Below are 17,516 nucleotides of genomic sequence, written 5' to 3'. Positions count from 1 at the left end.
TATATGGCTACCGTGGCAGCGACACGTTTTGAACCGCTTATTCGGGATTTCTACCAACGCCTGCTGTCCAAGGGTAAGCCGTATAAGGTTGCCGTTACGGCATGTATGCGCAAACTGCTGACGATATCGAATGCCCGGATGCGTGATTACTTTGCCGAAAACGATACCGCCGAAAACGGTATCCGGACGGCTTGATTTGAGTTTTGGTATTTTTGCCCGACGGGGTGAAAAATACAGTTGCTACGGCTTGCTGATTCCCCGATACCGATGCCGTCTGAACCTTCAGACGGCATTTTTGATGCACTTGCCGTTTACAGACGCAGGGCGGGCGCAGTGAAATACCCGAACCGTCATTCCCGACAACACCGTAATCTCGAAACCCGTCCACCATTATGAAGACAAATTGCGGCACAAAAAATGCCGTCTGAAATGCTGTTCGGCAGTTTCAGACGGCATTTTCTCAAACTTTATCAGGCGTAATGGCGCGTTTCGCCTTCTCCTCCGACATTCTCCGCACAGCGTTTGCAGACGGTTTCATAGCCTGCAACCGCGCCCACATCGCGTGTGTAGTGCCAGCAGCGTTCGCATTTTTCGCTGCCGCTGGCTTTGGCGGTTACGGCAAGCGCGTCGCCGGTTTTAACTTCGGCTTTAGACACCAGCAGGGCAAAGCGCAATTCTTCGCCCAGGGCGTTCAGATAGCCGGCCATTTCTTCCGGCGCGGTGATTTCGGCTTCGGCCTGCAAGGACGAACCGACGGTTTTGTCGGCGCGCAAAGGCTCGATGGCGGCGGTAACGGCTTCGCGCGCTTCGCGGACTGCCGTCCATTTTTTCACCAGTTCGGCTTCGGCTTTTTCGTTGATGGTCGGGAACTCGTGCCAAGTGTGGAAGAGGACGCTGTCTTCTTCGCCGCCGCCGATGATGTCCCACGCTTCTTCGCCGGTGAAGCACAAAATCGGTGCAATCAAGAGAACCAGGCTGCGCGTGATGTGGTACAGGGCGGTTTGCGCGCTGCGGCGGGCGCGGCTGTCTGCTTTGGTGGTATAGAGGCGGTCTTTCAGGATGTCGAGGTAGAACGCGCCCAAGTCTTCCGAGCAGAAAGAAACAATGTCTTTTACGGCGAAGTGGAAGGCGTAGCGTGGATAGTAATCGCCTGCCAGACGCTCTTGCAGCTGACGTGCCAACACCAAGGCATAGCGGTCGATTTCCACCATTTCTGCTTGTGGAACAGCATCTTCAATCGGATTAAAGTCGCTCAAGTTGGCAAACAAAAAGCTCAAGGTATTGCGGATACGGCGGTAGCTTTCGGTTACGCGTTTGAGGATTTCTTTGGAAATCGCCAATTCGCCGCTGTAATCGGTGGATGCCGCCCACAGGCGCAGGATGTCCGCGCCGAACTCGTTATACACTTCTTGCGGCGCGACGACGTTGCCGATGGATTTCGACATTTTGCGGCCGTTTTGATCAACCACGAAACCGTGGGTCAGCAGCTGTTTGTACGGCGCGCGCCCCATGGATGAGGCGCAACCGGTCAACATAGACGATTGGAACCAGCCGCGGTGTTGGTCGCTGCCTTCGAGGTACAAGTCAGCCGGCCATTCCAATTCTTCGCGTTGTTTCAAGACGGAATAATGGGTCGAGCCGGAGTCGAACCATACGTCCATGGTATCGGAAAGTTTGTCGTAATTTTCACAATCTTCCGCGCTCAAGAGTTCGCTCTTATCAAGAGAGAACCACGCTTCGATACCTTTTCCTTCGATTTTTTGGGCAACTTTTTCCAACAACTCGGCAGAGTTCGGATGCAATTCACCGGTCTCTTTGTGAACAAAGAAAGTCATCGGCGTGCCCCAATAGCGTTGGCGTGAAACCACCCAGTCAGGACGGCCTTCAATCATGGCTTCTAAACGCGCACGACCCCATGATGGGAAGAATTCGGTGTCATCAACGGCTTTGATGGCTTTGTCGCGCAGGGTTTTACCATCTGCACCTGCTTTGTCCATACCGACAAACCATTGACCTGTCGCGCGGTAAATCAGCGGGGTTTTGTGGCGCCAACAGTGGGCGTAGCTGTGTTCGATTTTGCTGCTTGCCAAGAGGTTGCCGGTCTCTTCCAGCCATTGCAGGATAACGGGATTCGCTTCCCAAACACTTATGCCTGCGACGCGCGGCGTTTCGCTGATGTATTTGCCTTCGGCGTTGACGGGGTTGTAAAGCTCGATGCCGTATTTGTTGCAGACGGCGTAGTCTTCCAAACCGTGTGCGGGGGCGGTATGTACCAAACCCGTACCGGCGTCGGTGGTAACGTGTTCGCCGTTGAGCATGGGAATATCACGCTCGAGGAACGGATGATTCATGTGCAGGTTTTCCAGCTTGTCGCCGGTGGTTTCGGCAAGAATAGCAATACCGTCTGAAAAACCGTAACGTTTGAGCGCGTCTTCTGCCAAATCTTTGGCCAACACCAATTTGCCTTTGGGCGTATCAATCAGTTGATACACCACGTCTGCACCCGCTGAAACAGCTTGGCTCGCAGGCAGCGTCCAAGGCGTGGTTGTCCAGATAACGGCAAACGCTTTGCCTTCGAGACCAGCCAAACCGAATGCGGCGGCAAGCGCGGCGGTGTCTTTAAACGGATAGCCCACGTCAATCGCAGGCGATACTTTGTCTTTGTATTCCACTTCGGCTTCAGCCAATGAAGAGCCGCAATCCAAGCAGAATTGAACCGGTTTTGCACCACGGTAGAGATAGCCGGATTTGTAGATTTCACCAAGCATACGCACGGTATCGGCTTCGGTTTTGAAATCCATGGTCAGGTAAGGATGGTCCCAGTCACCCAACACGCCCAAGCGGATAAAGTCTTTTTTCTGACGGGCAATCTGTTCGGCGGCGTATTCGCGGCACAATTCGCGGAAGCGCGCTTTAGGCATGTCTTTGCCGTGCAGTTTTTCTACCATCACTTCGATAGGCAAACCGTGGCAGTCCCAACCCGGTACATAAGGCGCGTCAAAACCAGCTTGGGTTTTGCTGCGGATAATGATGTCTTTGAGGATTTTGTTGACGGCATGACCGATGTGGATGTCGCCGTTGGCATACGGAGGACCGTCGTGCAGAATGAATTTTGGACGGCCTTTGGCGATTTCGCGCAGTTTTTGGTAGCGTTTTTGCTCGTACCAGCTTCTCAGCCATGCAGGCTCGCGCTTGGCAAGATTGCCGCGCATTGGAAACGGGCTCTCGAGCAGGTTTACGGTTTTGCTGTAATCGGTCATTTTCTAATCTCTATTGTTACAATATTTCGGTTTCAGACGGCATTGCGCCTCAAACAGTATTTCACAACGGGAAACCCCTATGCCGTCTGAAAAGTTAAAAGATTGATTGTAGCCCAATCGGATGGTTTGTATAAGGTTTTTCTACCAACACTTTGCGGCTTCCATATCGGCTTCAATCTGCCTTTTCAGTTCTTCCATACCGTCAAACTTTTCTTCATCGCGCAGTTTGTGCAGGAAGCGGACGTTCAGCCGTTGTCCGTACAGGTTGCCTTGAAAGTCGAAGAGGTGGACTTCCAGCTTTTGAGAACAGCCGCTATCAACGGTGGGATTAAAGCCGAAGCTCGCCACGCCGCGCCGTGTGCCGAATGCGCCGTCTGCTTCGACGACGAACACGCCGCCGAGGGCATAACGGTGTCCGGGCAGGCGGATATTGGCGGTCGGGGCGTTTAGGGTGCGTCCGAGTTTTCTGCCGTGTACCACCCTGCCCCCCAAAACGTAGTCGTGTCCCAAAAGTTTTTTCGCATAGGCAAGGTTGCCGTCTGAAAGGGCTTGTCGCACGGCGGTACTGCTGGTGCGGATGTCTTCGACGATGACGGAAGGCGTGCGCTCGGTTTGCATATCGGGCTGTTGTGCCAAAAGTTCAAAACAGCCTTCCCGCCCCGCACCGAAACGGAAATCGTCGCCGACGAGCAAATAACGCGTATTCAAGGTTTGACGCAGCAGGCGGTCGATAAACCCTTGCGCGGATATTTCGGAAAAATTTTGATCGAAACGCAAAACCCAGACGGCATCGACGCAGCCCGTCCCTTCCAGCAATTCCAGTTTGGTACGCAGGGGGCTGATGCGGCAGGGCGGGGTTTTGCCCGTGCGGCTTGCAAAAAATTCTTTGGGTTGCGGCTCGAAGATGACGGCAACGACGGGTAGTCCGCGCGCGTCGGCTTCGAGGCGGAGTTTTTGGAGGATGTGTTTGTGTCCGAGGTGTACGCCGTCGAAATTGCCTATGGTTACGGCGGCACCCTGTGGAAAGTCGGGCGCGTTGTGCCGCCCAAGCCTGATTTTCATTGTTATGTTCGGGTATGTGATGAAACAGGCGGTCATTGTAAACGGTATTGCGGTTTATAGACAGTAGGCGCGTTCAGACGGCATATGCCGTCTGAAGGGTTTACCACCACCACGGGCGGTAGAAGGGATAGCCCCAGTCGTCGTAATAGCGGTACAGGCGTGCTTCTTTGAGCTGCTGTTGCGAGATGTGGTTCTGCCATGCCATTTTGTAGCAGGCTTGGAACATGGGGTCGGAAAGCTTTTCGGCATAGCGTGTTTTGAACGCCTGCATTTCGGCTTCGGGCAGTGCGGTGTATCCGGCATCGAACTGGCGGCGGATGAGCTGTGCGGTTTCGCGGTCGCATTGTGCGGCAAGGGCGACCTGCAAATCCTGTTCGTAGCGTTGCTGCGCCTGACGGCGTGCCGCCTGCTGTTCGGGAGTGGCGCAGGCGGTCAGAGCGAGGAGTGCGGCAACTGCCGCGATGTGTGGACGCATGGTGTCTGCCCTCTGATTGGAAACAGGTTTAATGTACGCTTTTTTCAAGCACTTGTGAAGTTCGCCCCGTTGCCGTTTCCGCTATAAAATGCGGGTTTTGAATTTTCCGTCCGAGCCGCCCGTCCGTTATGAACGAATCCGACCGCCATGCCAAACACGCCCGCACTCCGCGCCGCAACCGCCAGCATCTGCCTCCGTTTTGGCAGGCAGACCGCCCGTACCTGCACGAACACCATATCTCCGATGCGCGTTTCCGCCGATTGGGCTACATCATGTCGCTGCTGGCAGGCGCAATCAATGCCGGCGGTTTTTTTGCGTTTGCGCGCTATACCTCGCACGTTACCGGTTCGATGTCGCTGCTGGCGGATATGGTTTATCTGAAGCAGTGGGCGGCGGCAGCGGCGGCGATGGTCAGCGTATTGTGTTTCATCGCAGGTGCGGCGCATTCGGGCTGGGTGATTTTATGGACGCAGCAGATGCGCTTTCGGGGCAGCTACGGGTTGTCGATGTGGCTGGAAGCGGTTTACCTGCTGGTTTTCGGCCTGTTCGGCATTACCGCGCTGGAATGGGATACGGACGGAGGCTTGGTCTTCCCTTCCCTCGCGCTGTTCTTGCTCTGCTTCATCATGGGGATGCACAACACGGTCATGACGCTTTTATCGGGCGGTGCCATCCGCTCGACCCATATGACCGGCACGGCAACCGACTTGGGCATCGAAATCTCTCGCGCGCTGTACTATTCCAAAACCCACCATCCGCGCCTGCCGCACGTGCGCGTCAACAAACCGAAAATGTGGCTGCTCGGCGGCATGATGCAGGCCTTCCTGCTCGGCGGCATCATCGGCGCGTGGGGCTACCATAAAATCGGACACCACTTCGCCCTGCCCGTTTCGGCGGTATTGCTGATACTGGGTGCTGGCTCGGTCGGTTACGATGTCAAGGTCCGTTTTTTATGGATATGGCGGAAGTTTCGGCGCAAATACCGACAAACCGGTGTTGTTTCGGGAAAAATCGGGTAATTTCAGGTTAACGCCGCTTATTTGGACGGCATGATTGTTTATAGTTGTACGGTTTGACATATACACGGAAGGAAACGCCATGACTTTCTTCAAACCCTTTACCGTCGTGCTGACCGCATCCGCACTCGCGCTGTCCGGCTGCGTTGCCGACCCCGCAACCGGACAGCAGTCCCCAAGCAAATCCGCCATGTACGGTTTGGGCGGCGCGGCAGTGTGCGGCATCGTCGGCGCACTGACCCACAGCGGCAAAGGCGCACGCAATTCCGCGCTTGCCTGCGGCGCAATCGGCGCGGGCGTGGGCGGCTATATGGACTACCAAGAGCAGCGTTTGCGCCGAAACCTCGCCGGCACGCAAATCGAAATCCAACGCCAAGGCAACCAAATCAAGCTGGTGATGCCCGAAAGCGTTACCTTCGCCACCGGCAGCGCGGCGTTGGGCGGCAACGCGCAATACGCCCTGAACACTGCCGCACAGACGCTGGTGCAGTATCCCGACACGACGCTGACCATCAACGGGCACACCGATAACACGGGTTCCGATGCCGTCAACAATCCGCTTTCGCAACACCGCGCCCAAGCGGTTGCCTACTATCTGCAGACGCGCGGCGTGGCGGCTTCGCGACTGGCGGTTTACGGCTACGGTTCGCATATGCCTGCCGCGTCCAACGCTACGGCTGAAGGCCGCGCGCAAAACCGCCGCGTCGAAATCCTGATCAACCCCGACCAACGCGCCGTCAACGCCGCACGGCACATATAACGCGCCCTGCAACGCCAATGCCGTCTGAATGCTTTTCAGACGGCATTTCCGTATTTGCGCCCCCGGGCGTACAATCTTTTCCTTTTTTCTGACACGGTGATTCCATGGATACCGCCCTGCTCCTTGCCGGCAAAATCGCCGAACTGACGCTGATTGTTTTTATGGGCATCGGTTTGGTGAAATCGGGGCTGCTCAAATCGGAAAACAGCTATCCGCTGTCGGTCATCGCCCTCTACCTCATCAGCCCGTCGGTGATGCTGCACGCCTTCCAAATCGGCTACACGCCCGAAGTGGCACAAGGCCTGCTGCTTTCAGTCAAACTCGCCGTCCTCTTCCACATCCTGCTGATTGCCATCGGCAAAATCCTGAAAAAGCTGCTCAGGCTCGACAGTCTGGAACACGCCGCGATGGTGTACAGCAATTCGGGCAACCTGATTATTCCGCTGGTCATGTCCGTTTTCGGTTCGGAGTGGGTCATCTACACCGGCGGCTTCATCATCGTGCAAACCGTCCTGTTTTGGACGCACCTGCGCCTGCTGGTCTCGGGCAACGTCAGACTTTCATGGAAAACCATGCTGACCAACATCAACATCCTCTGCATTTTTACCGGACTGCTGATGTTTGCCTTCCAAATCAAACTGCCCCGCCTGATGGACAACACCTTCGCCGCCGTCGGCAGCATGATCGGGCCGGTTGCCATGATTGTTGCCGGAATGCTGATTGCCTCCGTGCCGCCGCACGCGCTTTTGTGTTCGGCAAGGCTGTATGCCGTGGCATTCCTGCGGCTGATTCTGATTCCTCTGATACTGCTTGCCGTCGTCAAACTGTCGGGGCTGGCACACCTCAACGCCCTGTCCGAAACCGTCGTCCTCATCAGCTTTCTCGCCACCATCAGCCCGTCGGCGGCAACCATCACGCAAATGGCGGTCCTGTACGGCAACGACGCACGCAAGGCAAGCGCGATTTACGGCATCACTACCCTGCTGTGCGTCATCACCATGCCGCTGATGATTGCGCTTTACCGATACACGGTTTGAACCTTCAAACAAAGATGCCGTCTGAAACCCGAAAACGGTTTCAGACGGCATCTGCCTTTCATCCTACCAATCGAATTCCGCACACACCGGCGCGTGGTCGCTCGGACGCTCCAGCGCACGCGTCTCCAAATCGACGCGGACATCCTTCAACGCTGCCGCCATCGCAGGCGACACCAAAATATGGTCGATACGCAGGCCCAGTTTGCGTTGGAACATCGCGCCGCGATAGTCGAACCAGGTATAGAACGCGCCTTCGGGATGGACTTGGCGCAGGCTGTCAGTCAGTCCCAAATCCAGCAGGTTTTTGAACCACTGCCGTTCGACGGACGAACAGTGGATTTTTTCGTGCCATTTTTCAGGGTCGTAACAGTCCGCATCGGCAGGCGCGATATTGAAATCGCCCAGCAGCACCAGTTTGCCGTGGCGTGCCATTTCGTCGCGGACAAATTCGGTTAACGCGGCAAACCATTGTTCTTTATATTTGAATTTGGGGCTGTCCAAAGCCTCGCCGTTGACGCAATAGACATTGATGACGCGCACTCCGCCGACGGTTGCCGCAATCACGCGGCGTTGCGGATCGTCCGGCAGCGCGGGCAGCCCGATATGCACGTCTTCCGGCGCGTTGCGGCTGACGATTGCCACGCCGTTGTAGGTTTTCTGCCCGCTCCAAACACAGTGCCAGCCCATCATCTGCAAGGCGGCGGCGGGAAATTTGTCCTGATCGAGTTTGAGTTCCTGCAAAACCAAAATATCGGGCGGATTGTCGGCAAGCAGGTTCTGCACCTGCGGCAGCCGCACATTGAGCGAATTGACATTCCAAGTGGTGATTTTCATAACATTTCCGAAAAATGCCGTCTGACACGTTCAGACGGCAAAAGGAAAGGATTCTAACACTATACCGCGCGTTTGTTTTCCAAATCGCGGATTGTCCGCAGAATCGTTGCCGCGTCTTCGGAAATCAGGCGGTATTCGATAATGCGGTGGTAACGCGTAAAGTCCACCAGACCGCCCGCCCTCAGGCGGTTCAAATGGCCGGAAACCGCGGTGGCCGGCAGGGATAAGGATTTTGCCAGTTCGGCGATATTGCGTTCGCTGTCCAACAGTTGGATCAGTATCGCCATGCGTTCGGGATGCGCCATCAATTTGAGTATGGTGTGGAGCGGTATTGTGTTCATCGGTATTCCTAAAACCTTTTCCGCCCGCCAAGCGGATTGACGGGCGGCAGATATGGATGATTGTGATTATCTTTATAAATTATATTGTAAATCAATTATTTATGTATGATTGTACAGGATTGTATGTTCCTTTTACCACTATTTTTACAAACAAGCGTAAAAGGCGGACCTTCAGACGGCATAAAACTGCCGCCCCTGTCCTTTTCCCCTGTCCTGCCGCCGGCCGGAATCATCCGCATTGTTCAAAAGATGCCTTACAACCACCGCACGCCTTGCCGATGCCTCCGCGCCGTCGGGCAAACAAAATACCTGCCCGAAACGCTGTTTTTTCTAAAGCATCACGACCTTCACGAAAAATGCCGTCTGAAGAATATTTCAGACGGCATTTCCTCCCTGAGGCAATAACCGGATTACGGTTAAGCGGTTCCTTGCCTGACATATCAGACAGCCGCCTGCACCCTAAACCTCATGCCACGAAATCCAATCCTATGTCCAACGAACGGCTGCTGTGGGTCAGATAGCCGAGGGCGATGCCGTCCACGCCGGTTTGTGCCACGCGCTTCAGTCGGTCGAAGCCGATGCCACCCGATGCTTCGCAATAGACGGTGTGGGGGTGTGCGGTTTGCGTGTGGCAGCGGTTTGCCGCTTCTTCCAGGGTTTCGTCGTCCATGTTGTCCAGCAAAATCCGTTCCGCGCCCGCTGCGATGGCTTCGTCCAGTTGTGCCAACGTGTCCACTTCGATTTCCACGCAGGTCAACGGTCCGACTGCCTGTTTTGCCTGACGAACTGCTTGGGCGATGCTGCCGCAATAGGCGAGGTGGTTGTCTTTGATGAGTACGGCGTCGTCCAAACCCATGCGGTGGTTCACGCCGCCGCCTGCCCTGACGGCGTATTTTTGCAGGACGCGCAGCAGGGGGATGGTTTTGCGGCTGCACACGATGTCTGTACCGTATTCGGCAACTTCGACAACGGCACGCGCGGTGGCGGTGGCAATGCCGCTTAAGTGCGTGAGGTAGTTGAGCGCGGTGCGTTCGGCGGCGAGCAGCGCGCGGGCGTTGCCTTCGACGGCGGCCAGCGTCTGACCTGAGCGGACGGCTTGTCCGTCTTGGATTTCGGCTTGGAAACGGACGGACGGATTCATCGTCTGAAAGGCGAGGCGCGCCAAGTCCATACCGGCGATAACACCGTCTTCGCGGCTGACGAGGAAGAGTTTGGCGGTTTTATCGGGCGCGATGACGGCGGCGGACGTAATGTCGCCGCGCCTGCCCAAGTCTTCGCTCAAGGCTTGTTCCACCATGGGGCGCAACAGGGTGTCGGACAGGGGAAAGAGGGTGTTTTCAGACGGCATGGGGTTTCCTTTGTTGAAAAAGATTAATGTTGCACCGATGGGACAAAACTTCATTTTATAGTGGATTAACAAAAACCAGTACGGCGTTGCCTCGCCTTAGCTCAAAGAGAACGATTCTCTAAGGTGCTCAAGCACCAAGTGAATCGGTTCCGTACTATCTGTACTATCTGCGGCTTCGTCGCCTTGTCCTGATTTTTGTTAATCCACTATAGGTCGTCTGAAAATGGGCTAACGGCTGCCCAGCGGCAGTCCGATGTCTGAAATCAGCCTGTCGGGCAGGACGTCGTCGCGGAAGCGGTAAAGCTGTGCGGGACGGCCTTTGCTGCCCGATACGCCGGTATCCGACGGCTCGATGAGGTTTTGCTGCTGAATCTGGCGGCGGAAGTTTTGCTTGTGCAGCAATCTGCCGCTGATGGCTTCGACGCTGTTTTGCAGTTGCAGCAGCGTGAATTCGGGCGGCATCAGCTCGAAAATCACGGGGAGGTATTTGATTTTGGCGCGCAGGCGGGACAGGGCGGTCGCCAGTACGCGGCGGTGGTCGTGGCGCATGGGCTGCCCCGTGAGCGCGAAGTCGAAGTTTGCCTGCGGCTCGGCGGCTTCCGCTATCAGGCCGCTTTCATACAGCATTTCATAGCGTTGCAAAACGTATTCTTCCGACCAGTTTTCCGGTTCGACGCCCCAACACAAATGAATGCGCTTGAGCCGCTTTTGGCGGACTTCCTCCGTGTCCGCCGAGTTTGCCCAAATGCGCAGGCGGCTGACGACGGCATCGCGCTGTCCGCCGTCGGTGCGCAAGTCTTCCCACGGGAAATAGCCGTAGCAGTCCTGCCATTTCGCGTCAGGATGCAGGATGCTGTCGGCTGCCTCGCGCACCAGTCCCAAATAGCTGACGTACAAGACAGGCATGCCGTGTTCGTTGCGGCGGTGGGTATCGACAAAGGTGTAAAGCTGTTCCACATAGCCCATAGGCTGCGAAGTCTGCTTGGCGACCCACATCCTGACCCCTGCCTGCAAGGAGTGGCGAAGCGGAGCAAGCAGGCCGTTGGGCAGCAGCGCTCCTTGGGCAACGGTCAAAACCCTCAAGCTGCCGTTTGTAATGGCGATCAGTACAGGAACCAGTTCGACGATACTTTGCGTATTGGCTGCTGTTTCAGGATAGGCATCCATGCGTGGCTTTCATTTAAGAGAAAACCTTATTGTAAACCAAAGCGGTTTTCAGACGACCTTGCATATTATACTCAAGTTGAGCATAATATAAAACTATTTGAAACATAGACGGCAAACCTTTATGCCGTCTGAAAAACAGCCACAAGGAAACATCATGCAAACCGCCGCCCGCCGCTCGTTCGACTACGATATGCCCCTTATCCAGACGCCGACTTCCGCCTGCCAAATCCGTCAGGCGTGGGCTAAGGTTGCCGACACGCCCGACCGCGAGACGGCAGGCCGTCTGAAAGACGAAATCAAGGCTTTGTTGAAGGAGAAAAACGCGGTCTTGGTGGCGCATTATTACGTCGATCCGCTGATTCAGGATTTGGCTTTGGAAACAGGCGGATGCGTGGGCGATTCGTTGGAGATGGCACGCTTCGGCGCGGAACACGAAGCCAGTACGCTGGTGGTGGCGGGTGTGCGCTTCATGGGCGAGAGCGCGAAAATCCTCTGCCCTGAAAAAACGGTGCTGATGCCTGATTTGGAAGCGGAATGTTCTTTGGATTTGGGTTGCCCGGAAGAGGCGTTTTCGGCGTTTTGCGACCAACACCCCGACCGCACGGTGGTAGTGTACGCCAACACTTCCGCCGCCGTGAAAGCGCGTGCCGACTGGGTGGTCACGTCTTCGGTGGCGTTGGAAATCGTGTCGTATTTGAAATCGCGCGGCGAGAAGCTGATTTGGGGACCCGACCGCCACCTCGGCGACTACATCCGCCGCGAAACGGGCGCGGATATGCTGTTGTGGCAGGGTTCGTGCATCGTCCACAACGAATTTAAAGGGCAGGAATTGGCGGCGTTGAAGACGGAACACCCCGATGCGGTGGTGCTGGTTCATCCCGAATCGCCGCAAAGCGTCATTGAACTGGGCGACGTGGTCGGCTCGACCAGCAAACTGCTGAAAGCCGCCGTATCGCGTCCCGAAAAAAAATTCATCGTGGCAACCGATTTGGGCATCCTGCACGAAATGCAAAAGCAGGCGCCCGAAAAAGAATTTATCGCCGCCCCGACGGCGGGCAATGGCGGAAGCTGCAAAAGCTGCGCGTTCTGCCCGTGGATGGCGATGAATTCGCTGGGCGGCATCAAATACGCCCTGACAAGCGGACACAACGAAATCCTGTTGGACAGAAAACTGGGCGAAGCCGCCAAACTGCCTTTGCAGCGTATGCTCGACTTTGCGGCAGGGCTGAAGAAAAAAGATGTGTTCAACGGCATGGGCCCCGCCTGATTTGCCGTCCATATTATAGTGGATTAAATTTAAATCAGGACAAGGCGACGAAGCCGCAGACAGTACAAATAGTACGGCAAGGCGAGGCAACGCCGTACTGGTTTAAATTTAATCCACTATACCGTTTCAGACGACCCCTCAAACAAGGAAACACCATGCAAACCGATTGCGACGTATTGATTGCCGGAAACGGGCTGGCGGCACTGACGCTCGCCCTGTCGCTGCCTGAATCGTTCCGCATCGTCATTTTGTGCAAAAACCGGCTGGACGACACCGCCAGCCGTCATGCGCAAGGCGGGATTGCGGCGGCGTGGTCGGGAGAGGACGACATCGGAAAACATGTTGCCGATACTTTGGAAGCGGGCGCGGGTTTGTGCGACGAAGCCGCCGTCCGCACCATCCTGTCGCAGGGCAAACCGGCAATCGAATGGCTGCTGGCGCAGGGTGTGGCGTTCGACCAAAATAATAACGGCCTGCACCTGACGCGCGAAGGCGGGCATACCTGCCGCCGAATCGCCCACGTCGCCGACTACACGGGCGAAGCCGTCATGCAGAGCCTGATTGCCCAAATACGCCGCCGCCCGAACATCCGCGTTTGCGAGCGGCAGATGGCGTTGGACATCCAAACCGAATCAGGCGCAGCGTGCGGACTGACCGTCCTCGACCGCCGAACGCAAGAAACCTACCGCATCTGCGCCCGCCATACCGTACTCGCAGGCGGCGGCTTGGGACAGATTTACGTCGCCACCACCACGCCGCCCGAATGCACGGGTGACGCCATCGCTATGGCGATACGCGCAGGCTGCGCAGTCGAAAACCTCGAATTTATCCAATTCCACCCCACAGGCTTGGCAAGGCCGTCTGAAAACGGCCGCACCTTCCTGATTTCCGAAGCCGTGCGCGGCGAAGGTGGCATCCTGACCAACCAAGCGGGCGAACGGTTTATGCCGCATTACGACCGCCGCGCCGAACTCGCGCCGCGCGACATCGTTGCCCGCGCCATTGCCGCCGAAATCGCCAAACAAACGCAAGACTTCGTCTCGCTCGACATCAGCCGCCAACCCGCAGAGTTCGTCCGCCGGCATTTCCCGTCCATCCATCGACACTGTTTATCCCAATGCGGCTTGGACATCACGCGCCAAGCTATCCCCGTCCGCCCTGTGCAACACTACACCTGCGGCGGCATCCAAACTGACCCCTGCGGCAGAACCTCCCTGCTGCAGCTCTACGCCTTAGGCGAAACCGCCTGCACCGGCTTGCACGGAGCCAACCGCCTCGCCAGCAACTCCCTGCTCGAATGCGTCGTGACCGCCAGACTTGCCGCCCAAGCCATCGCAGACGGACAAACATTCCAAACCGAAACGTCTCCAAGGCCGTCTGAAAACCCCTCCGCCGAAGCAGGCATCTTTTCAGACGGCATCCAAAGCGCATTCAGCCGCCCCACCCTGCAAGCGTTCAACCAACGCCATCTGGGCATTCTCCGCAACGATACCGGCCTGCGCCGCGCCATCGACCAACTGCGGCTTTGGAAGCAAAATCAAGCCGAACCGCACACCGCGTCCGAATACGAAAACCGCAACCTACTCGAATGCAGCCTCGCCGTCGCCCAAGCCGCATACAGGCGGAGACAGAACATCGGCGCGCATTTTAATAGTGATTGTTAAGGTTGACTGGTTAGAAAAAAAAATCGTTCAAATAAATTTGAATAGCATGGTTAAGAGATTGGCATTCAGTTTTTATGGTTGCGTAAGTTGGGTTATCAATCTATTCTATAGTGGATTAACAAAAATCAGGACAAGGCAACGAAGCCGCAGACAGTACAAATAGTACGGAACCGATTCACTTGGTGCTTCAGCACCTTAGAGAATCGTTCTCTTTGAGCTAAGGCGAGGTAACGCCGTACTGGTTTTTGTTAATCCACTATAAAAGCAGAAAGGCCGTCTGAAACACTGTTCAGACGACCTTTTTACTTCCTTGACACTTTACTGACGCGTTTTACCTGCCCGACTGTTTCCACACGTTTTGCAGGTAGGCGTAGGTCAGCTCGGCGGTGTCGGACACCAGCGCGATGTCGCTGCCCAAATCTTCAGCTTTGCCCACGCCGATGGGCAAGGCGCCGGCGGCTTTGATGGCGGCGACGCCGGCGGCGGCGTCTTCAATGCCGATGCATTGGCGGATGTCCGCGCCCACGCCCTCAGCGGCGGCGAGGAAGATGTCGGGGGCGGGTTTGGAATGCGCGACGGCTGCAGGGTCGGCGACGGCGTCGAAGAAGTGGGTCAGCCCCATGCGTTCCAGTAAGAACGGACCGTTTTTACTGGCAGACGCGAGGGCGATTTTTTTACCGTTTGCCCTCAATGCTTCCAGCAGCGGCAAAATGCCGGGGTACACGTCTTCGGGTTTGACTGCCTGAATCATCTCGACGTAGTTGTCGTTTTTGCGGCGGGTCAGTTCGGCGAACTCGGCTTCGCTGACGGTTTTGCCGCCGTGCGCGAGGATGCGTTTGAGCGAATCGTCACGCGACACGCCTTTGAGCTGCTCGTTAAACTTGCGGTCGATGCTGATGCCCAGTTCTTCGGCAAGCTTTTTCCATGCGCGGTAGTGGTATTCGGCGGTGTCGGTGATGACGCCGTCGAGGTCAAACAGGACTGCGGTAAAAGTCATTTTGCGCCCTCCTTATTTTTCCAACGCGACGGTGTGGCTGCCGTTAAGCGTGATGTCTTTGCCGTACACCTGCAAATCGAGCGGCTCGCCTTTGAGCAGGGTGAAGACGACGTTTTCTTTGCCGACGGCAACTTTAATCAGACGGCCTCGGTAGTTGATGTGGAAGGCGTAGCCTGTCCACGCACTCGGCAGGAACGGGGCGAAGCTGAGTTTGCCGCCCCAAGTTTTCATTTGTGCGAAACCTTGGACGATGGCGAGCCACGAGCCGGTCATGGAGGTGATGTGCAGGCCGTCTTCGGTGTCGTTGTTGTAGTTGTCCAAGTCCAGTCGGGCGGTGCGCTGGTACATTTCCACGGCTTTTTCTTCTTTGCCCAGTTCGGCGGCAAGGATGGCGTGGATACAAGGCGACAGCGAGCTTTCGTGCACGGTCATCGGTTCGTAGAAGTCGAAGTTGCGGCGTTTTTCGTCCATATTGAAACGGTCGCCGAAGAAGTAGATGCCTTGCAATACGTCCGCCTGTTTGATGAAGGGCGAACGCAGGATTTTGTCCCACGACCATTTCTGGTTGAGCGGCAAATCGTCGGGCGAAAGCGCGGACACGGGGCGGATGTCTTTGTCGAGGAAGCCGTCGTGCTGCACGAATACGCCGAGTTCTCCGTCATGCGGACGGTACATATTCGCGCTGATGTCCGCCCATTTTTCCAACTCGGCGGCACTCACGTTCAAATCCGGACGCGGGTATTTCGCCAGGGCTTCGCGGGTGTAGTCCAATACCCATGCGGCGAGGGTGTTGGTGTACCAGTTGTTGTTGATGTTGTTTTCGTATTCGTTCGGGCCGGTTACGCCGTGAATCATGTATTTGCCGTTGCGTTTGGAGAAGTGGACGCGGTCCGCCCAGAAGCGGGACACTTCGACCAAGACTTCCAAGCCTTCTTTGGCAAGATAGCTTTCATCGCCGGTGTAGTTGGTGTAGTTGTAGATGGCGTAAGGAATCGCGCCGTTGCGGTGGATTTCCTCGAAGGTGATTTCCCATTCGTTGTGGCATTCGATGCCTGTAAACGTTACCATCGGATAGAGTGCGCCCGCCAAACCCTGTTCGCGCGCGTTGTGCTGCGCCTGCGGCAGTTGGTTGCGGCGGTATTGCAGCAGGTTGCGGGTAACTTCGGGCTCCGCCAGTGCGAGGTAGAGCGGTACGGCGTAGGCTTCGGTATCCCAATAGGTCGCGCCGCCGTATTTTTCGCCGGTAAAGCCTTTGGGACCGATGTTCAGGCGCGCGTCTTCGCCGTAGTAGGTGGAGAACAGTTGGAACAGGTTGAAGCGGATGCCCTGCTGCGCTTCGTCGCTGCCTTCGATAACCACGTCGGCGATTTCCCAACGGTGCAGCCAGCCTGCTTTGTGTGCGTCCAGTAAGGTTTCAAACGCAACGCCTGCGATTTTTTCCGACAAGGCGCGGCCGGCGGTTTTCACTGCTTCCAAGCCCTGATAATCGCGGCTGGTGGTAACAATCACGCGTTTTTCAAAGGTTTCGGGCGTACTGCCGACTTCGGCTTCAAAAGAATTGGAAACCTGCCAGTCGGTTTGGCTGCCGCCGAGGGCTTTGAAGCTGCCGGCGAAAGTTTGCTCGGCGTTGACGATGAATTGTTCCACGCCGAAAGGATTGGCGACGGTTTGGGCGGCAATGTAGGAGAGGCCGTCTGAAACGCCTTTGTCCAATACCTGCCAGAATTTTTCTTCGTAGTTGGAGTCTTCGTTTTTCACGTCGGCGTCGATGATGGAATCGATGCGGACTTGGTGGGTTTTGCCGTCAACGGATACGGCTTCCCAGCGGATGAGAGCCAGCTCTTTTTGCGCGACGGACAGGAATTTGCACACATCGAAACGCACGCCGAATACGGTGAACGAGCGGCGCAACACGCCGTGCTGCATATCGAGTTCGACGGAGAAGCCGGCAACGTCGTTTTTCGCCAAGTCCACTTCCTGCCCATCGACAAAGATTTTGACTTTGCTGAAATTGAGCGCGTTGATGGCTTTGCCGAAATATTTGGGGTAGCCGTTTTTCCACCAGCCGACGCGGGTTTTGTCGGGGAACCACACGCCGGCGATGTAGGTGCCCAAGTGGCTGTCGGCGGAGTAGGTTTCTTCAAAGCTGCCGCGCATACCCATATAGCCGTTGCCCAAGCTGGTCAGGCTCTCTTGCAGCCGTTTGTGTTCTTTTTCCAGTTTTGCCGAACGCAGCGTCCAAGGGCTGACTTCCATGATTCTCGTGTACATTTATGAAGCTCCTGTTA

General features: G+C 56.1%; 16 protein-coding genes and 2 pseudogenes. 9 read left to right on the top strand and 9 right to left on the bottom strand.

Annotation, left to right across the window (positions count from 1 at the left end):
* Both DBY86_RS11815 and DBY86_RS14015 read left to right on the top strand, forming a co-directional pair.
* Window positions 1–195 (top strand): annotated as a pseudogene (locus tag DBY86_RS11815) (IS110 family transposase); the annotation flags it as partial.
* Between the two features lie 72 nt (window positions 196–267).
* The gene (locus tag DBY86_RS14015; RefSeq protein WP_301001450.1) at window positions 268–396 is read left to right on the top strand and encodes a hypothetical protein; all 129 of its coding nucleotides are present in this window, start codon (window positions 268–270) and stop codon (window positions 394–396) included.
* 74 nt (window positions 397–470) lie between these two features.
* Here DBY86_RS14015 and ileS read toward each other — a convergent pair whose 3' ends face one another.
* From ileS to DBY86_RS11795, 3 genes are all read right to left on the bottom strand, one after another.
* Entirely contained in the window at window positions 471–3,260 is a 2,790-nt protein-coding gene (gene ileS / locus DBY86_RS11805) for an isoleucine--tRNA ligase (RefSeq protein WP_107820103.1), read from the bottom strand.
* Between the two features lie 141 nt (window positions 3,261–3,401).
* Entirely contained in the window at window positions 3,402–4,322 is a 921-nt protein-coding gene (gene ribF, locus DBY86_RS11800; RefSeq protein ID WP_107820102.1) for a bifunctional riboflavin kinase/FAD synthetase, read from the bottom strand.
* Window positions 4,323–4,422: 100 nt separating this feature from the next.
* Complete coding sequence (locus DBY86_RS11795) at window positions 4,423–4,797, bottom strand: hypothetical protein (protein ID WP_107820101.1); 375 nt, start codon at window positions 4,795–4,797, stop codon at window positions 4,423–4,425.
* Between the two features lie 128 nt (window positions 4,798–4,925).
* On the opposite strand from DBY86_RS11795, the gene DBY86_RS11790 reads away from it, so the two are divergent.
* The 3 genes from DBY86_RS11790 to DBY86_RS11780 all read left to right on the top strand — a co-directional run bounded on the left by DBY86_RS11790 (window position 4,926) and on the right by DBY86_RS11780 (window position 7,610).
* The gene (locus tag DBY86_RS11790) at window positions 4,926–5,816 is read left to right on the top strand and encodes a YoaK family protein (RefSeq protein ID WP_107820100.1); all 891 of its coding nucleotides are present in this window, start codon (window positions 4,926–4,928) and stop codon (window positions 5,814–5,816) included.
* A gap of 79 nt (window positions 5,817–5,895) precedes the next feature.
* Complete coding sequence (locus DBY86_RS11785; protein ID WP_107820099.1) at window positions 5,896–6,573, top strand: YiaD family glycine zipper/OmpA-like lipoprotein; 678 nt, start codon at window positions 5,896–5,898, stop codon at window positions 6,571–6,573.
* 104 nt (window positions 6,574–6,677) lie between these two features.
* Window positions 6,678–7,610 (top strand): AEC family transporter, encoded by a 933-nt coding sequence (locus DBY86_RS11780; RefSeq protein WP_107820098.1) that lies wholly within the window; start codon window positions 6,678–6,680, stop codon window positions 7,608–7,610.
* Between the two features lie 63 nt (window positions 7,611–7,673).
* Here DBY86_RS11780 and xth read toward each other — a convergent pair whose 3' ends face one another.
* On the bottom strand, window positions 7,674–8,444 hold the full coding sequence (gene xth / locus DBY86_RS11775; protein WP_107820097.1) for an exodeoxyribonuclease III: 771 nt from the start codon (window positions 8,442–8,444) through the stop codon (window positions 7,674–7,676).
* A 59-nt stretch (window positions 8,445–8,503) separates the two neighbouring features.
* Window positions 8,504–8,785 carry an ArsR/SmtB family transcription factor gene (locus DBY86_RS11770; protein WP_002232805.1) on the bottom strand — a complete coding sequence of 94 codons (282 nt, stop codon included), beginning with the start codon at window positions 8,783–8,785 and terminating at the stop codon, window positions 8,504–8,506.
* Window positions 8,786–9,034: 249 nt separating this feature from the next.
* Here DBY86_RS11770 and DBY86_RS13800 point away from each other — a divergent pair, with 249 nt between their 5' ends.
* Window positions 9,035–9,190 (top strand): hypothetical protein, encoded by a 156-nt coding sequence (locus tag DBY86_RS13800; RefSeq protein WP_234403444.1) that lies wholly within the window; start codon window positions 9,035–9,037, stop codon window positions 9,188–9,190.
* 61 nt (window positions 9,191–9,251) lie between these two features.
* Here the strand turns inward: DBY86_RS13800 and nadC are convergent, their stop codons facing one another.
* Window positions 9,252–10,133, bottom strand: coding sequence for a carboxylating nicotinate-nucleotide diphosphorylase (gene nadC / locus DBY86_RS11760; RefSeq protein ID WP_107820096.1), 882 nt, complete (start codon window positions 10,131–10,133; stop codon window positions 9,252–9,254).
* 228 nt (window positions 10,134–10,361) lie between these two features.
* The gene (locus tag DBY86_RS11755) at window positions 10,362–11,300 is read right to left on the bottom strand and encodes an NUDIX hydrolase (RefSeq protein ID WP_107820095.1); all 939 of its coding nucleotides are present in this window, start codon (window positions 11,298–11,300) and stop codon (window positions 10,362–10,364) included.
* Between the two features lie 154 nt (window positions 11,301–11,454).
* Here DBY86_RS11755 and nadA point away from each other — a divergent pair, with 154 nt between their 5' ends.
* From nadA to nadB, 3 genes and pseudogenes are all read left to right on the top strand, one after another.
* Window positions 11,455–12,567 (top strand): quinolinate synthase NadA, encoded by a 1,113-nt coding sequence (gene nadA, locus DBY86_RS11750; RefSeq protein WP_107820106.1) that lies wholly within the window; start codon window positions 11,455–11,457, stop codon window positions 12,565–12,567.
* Between the two features lie 11 nt (window positions 12,568–12,578).
* Window positions 12,579–12,689 (top strand): annotated as a pseudogene (locus tag DBY86_RS14180) (IS5/IS1182 family transposase); the annotation flags it as partial.
* Between the two features lie 33 nt (window positions 12,690–12,722).
* Window positions 12,723–14,231 (top strand): L-aspartate oxidase, encoded by a 1,509-nt coding sequence (gene nadB / locus DBY86_RS11745; protein ID WP_107820094.1) that lies wholly within the window; start codon window positions 12,723–12,725, stop codon window positions 14,229–14,231.
* Window positions 14,232–14,562: 331 nt separating this feature from the next.
* Here nadB and pgmB read toward each other — a convergent pair whose 3' ends face one another.
* Both pgmB and DBY86_RS11735 read right to left on the bottom strand, forming a co-directional pair.
* Window positions 14,563–15,228, bottom strand: coding sequence for a beta-phosphoglucomutase (pgmB, locus tag DBY86_RS11740; protein WP_107820093.1), 666 nt, complete (start codon window positions 15,226–15,228; stop codon window positions 14,563–14,565).
* 12 nt (window positions 15,229–15,240) lie between these two features.
* Window positions 15,241–17,499 (bottom strand): glycoside hydrolase family 65 protein, encoded by a 2,259-nt coding sequence (locus tag DBY86_RS11735; RefSeq protein WP_107820092.1) that lies wholly within the window; start codon window positions 17,497–17,499, stop codon window positions 15,241–15,243.
* Between the last annotated feature and the right edge of the window lie 17 nt (window positions 17,500–17,516).

Source organism: Neisseria bergeri, assembly GCA_003044455.1.
Lineage (GTDB): Bacteria > Pseudomonadota > Gammaproteobacteria > Burkholderiales > Neisseriaceae > Neisseria > Neisseria bergeri.
This window is presented reverse-complemented; position numbering and strand designations above follow the sequence as displayed.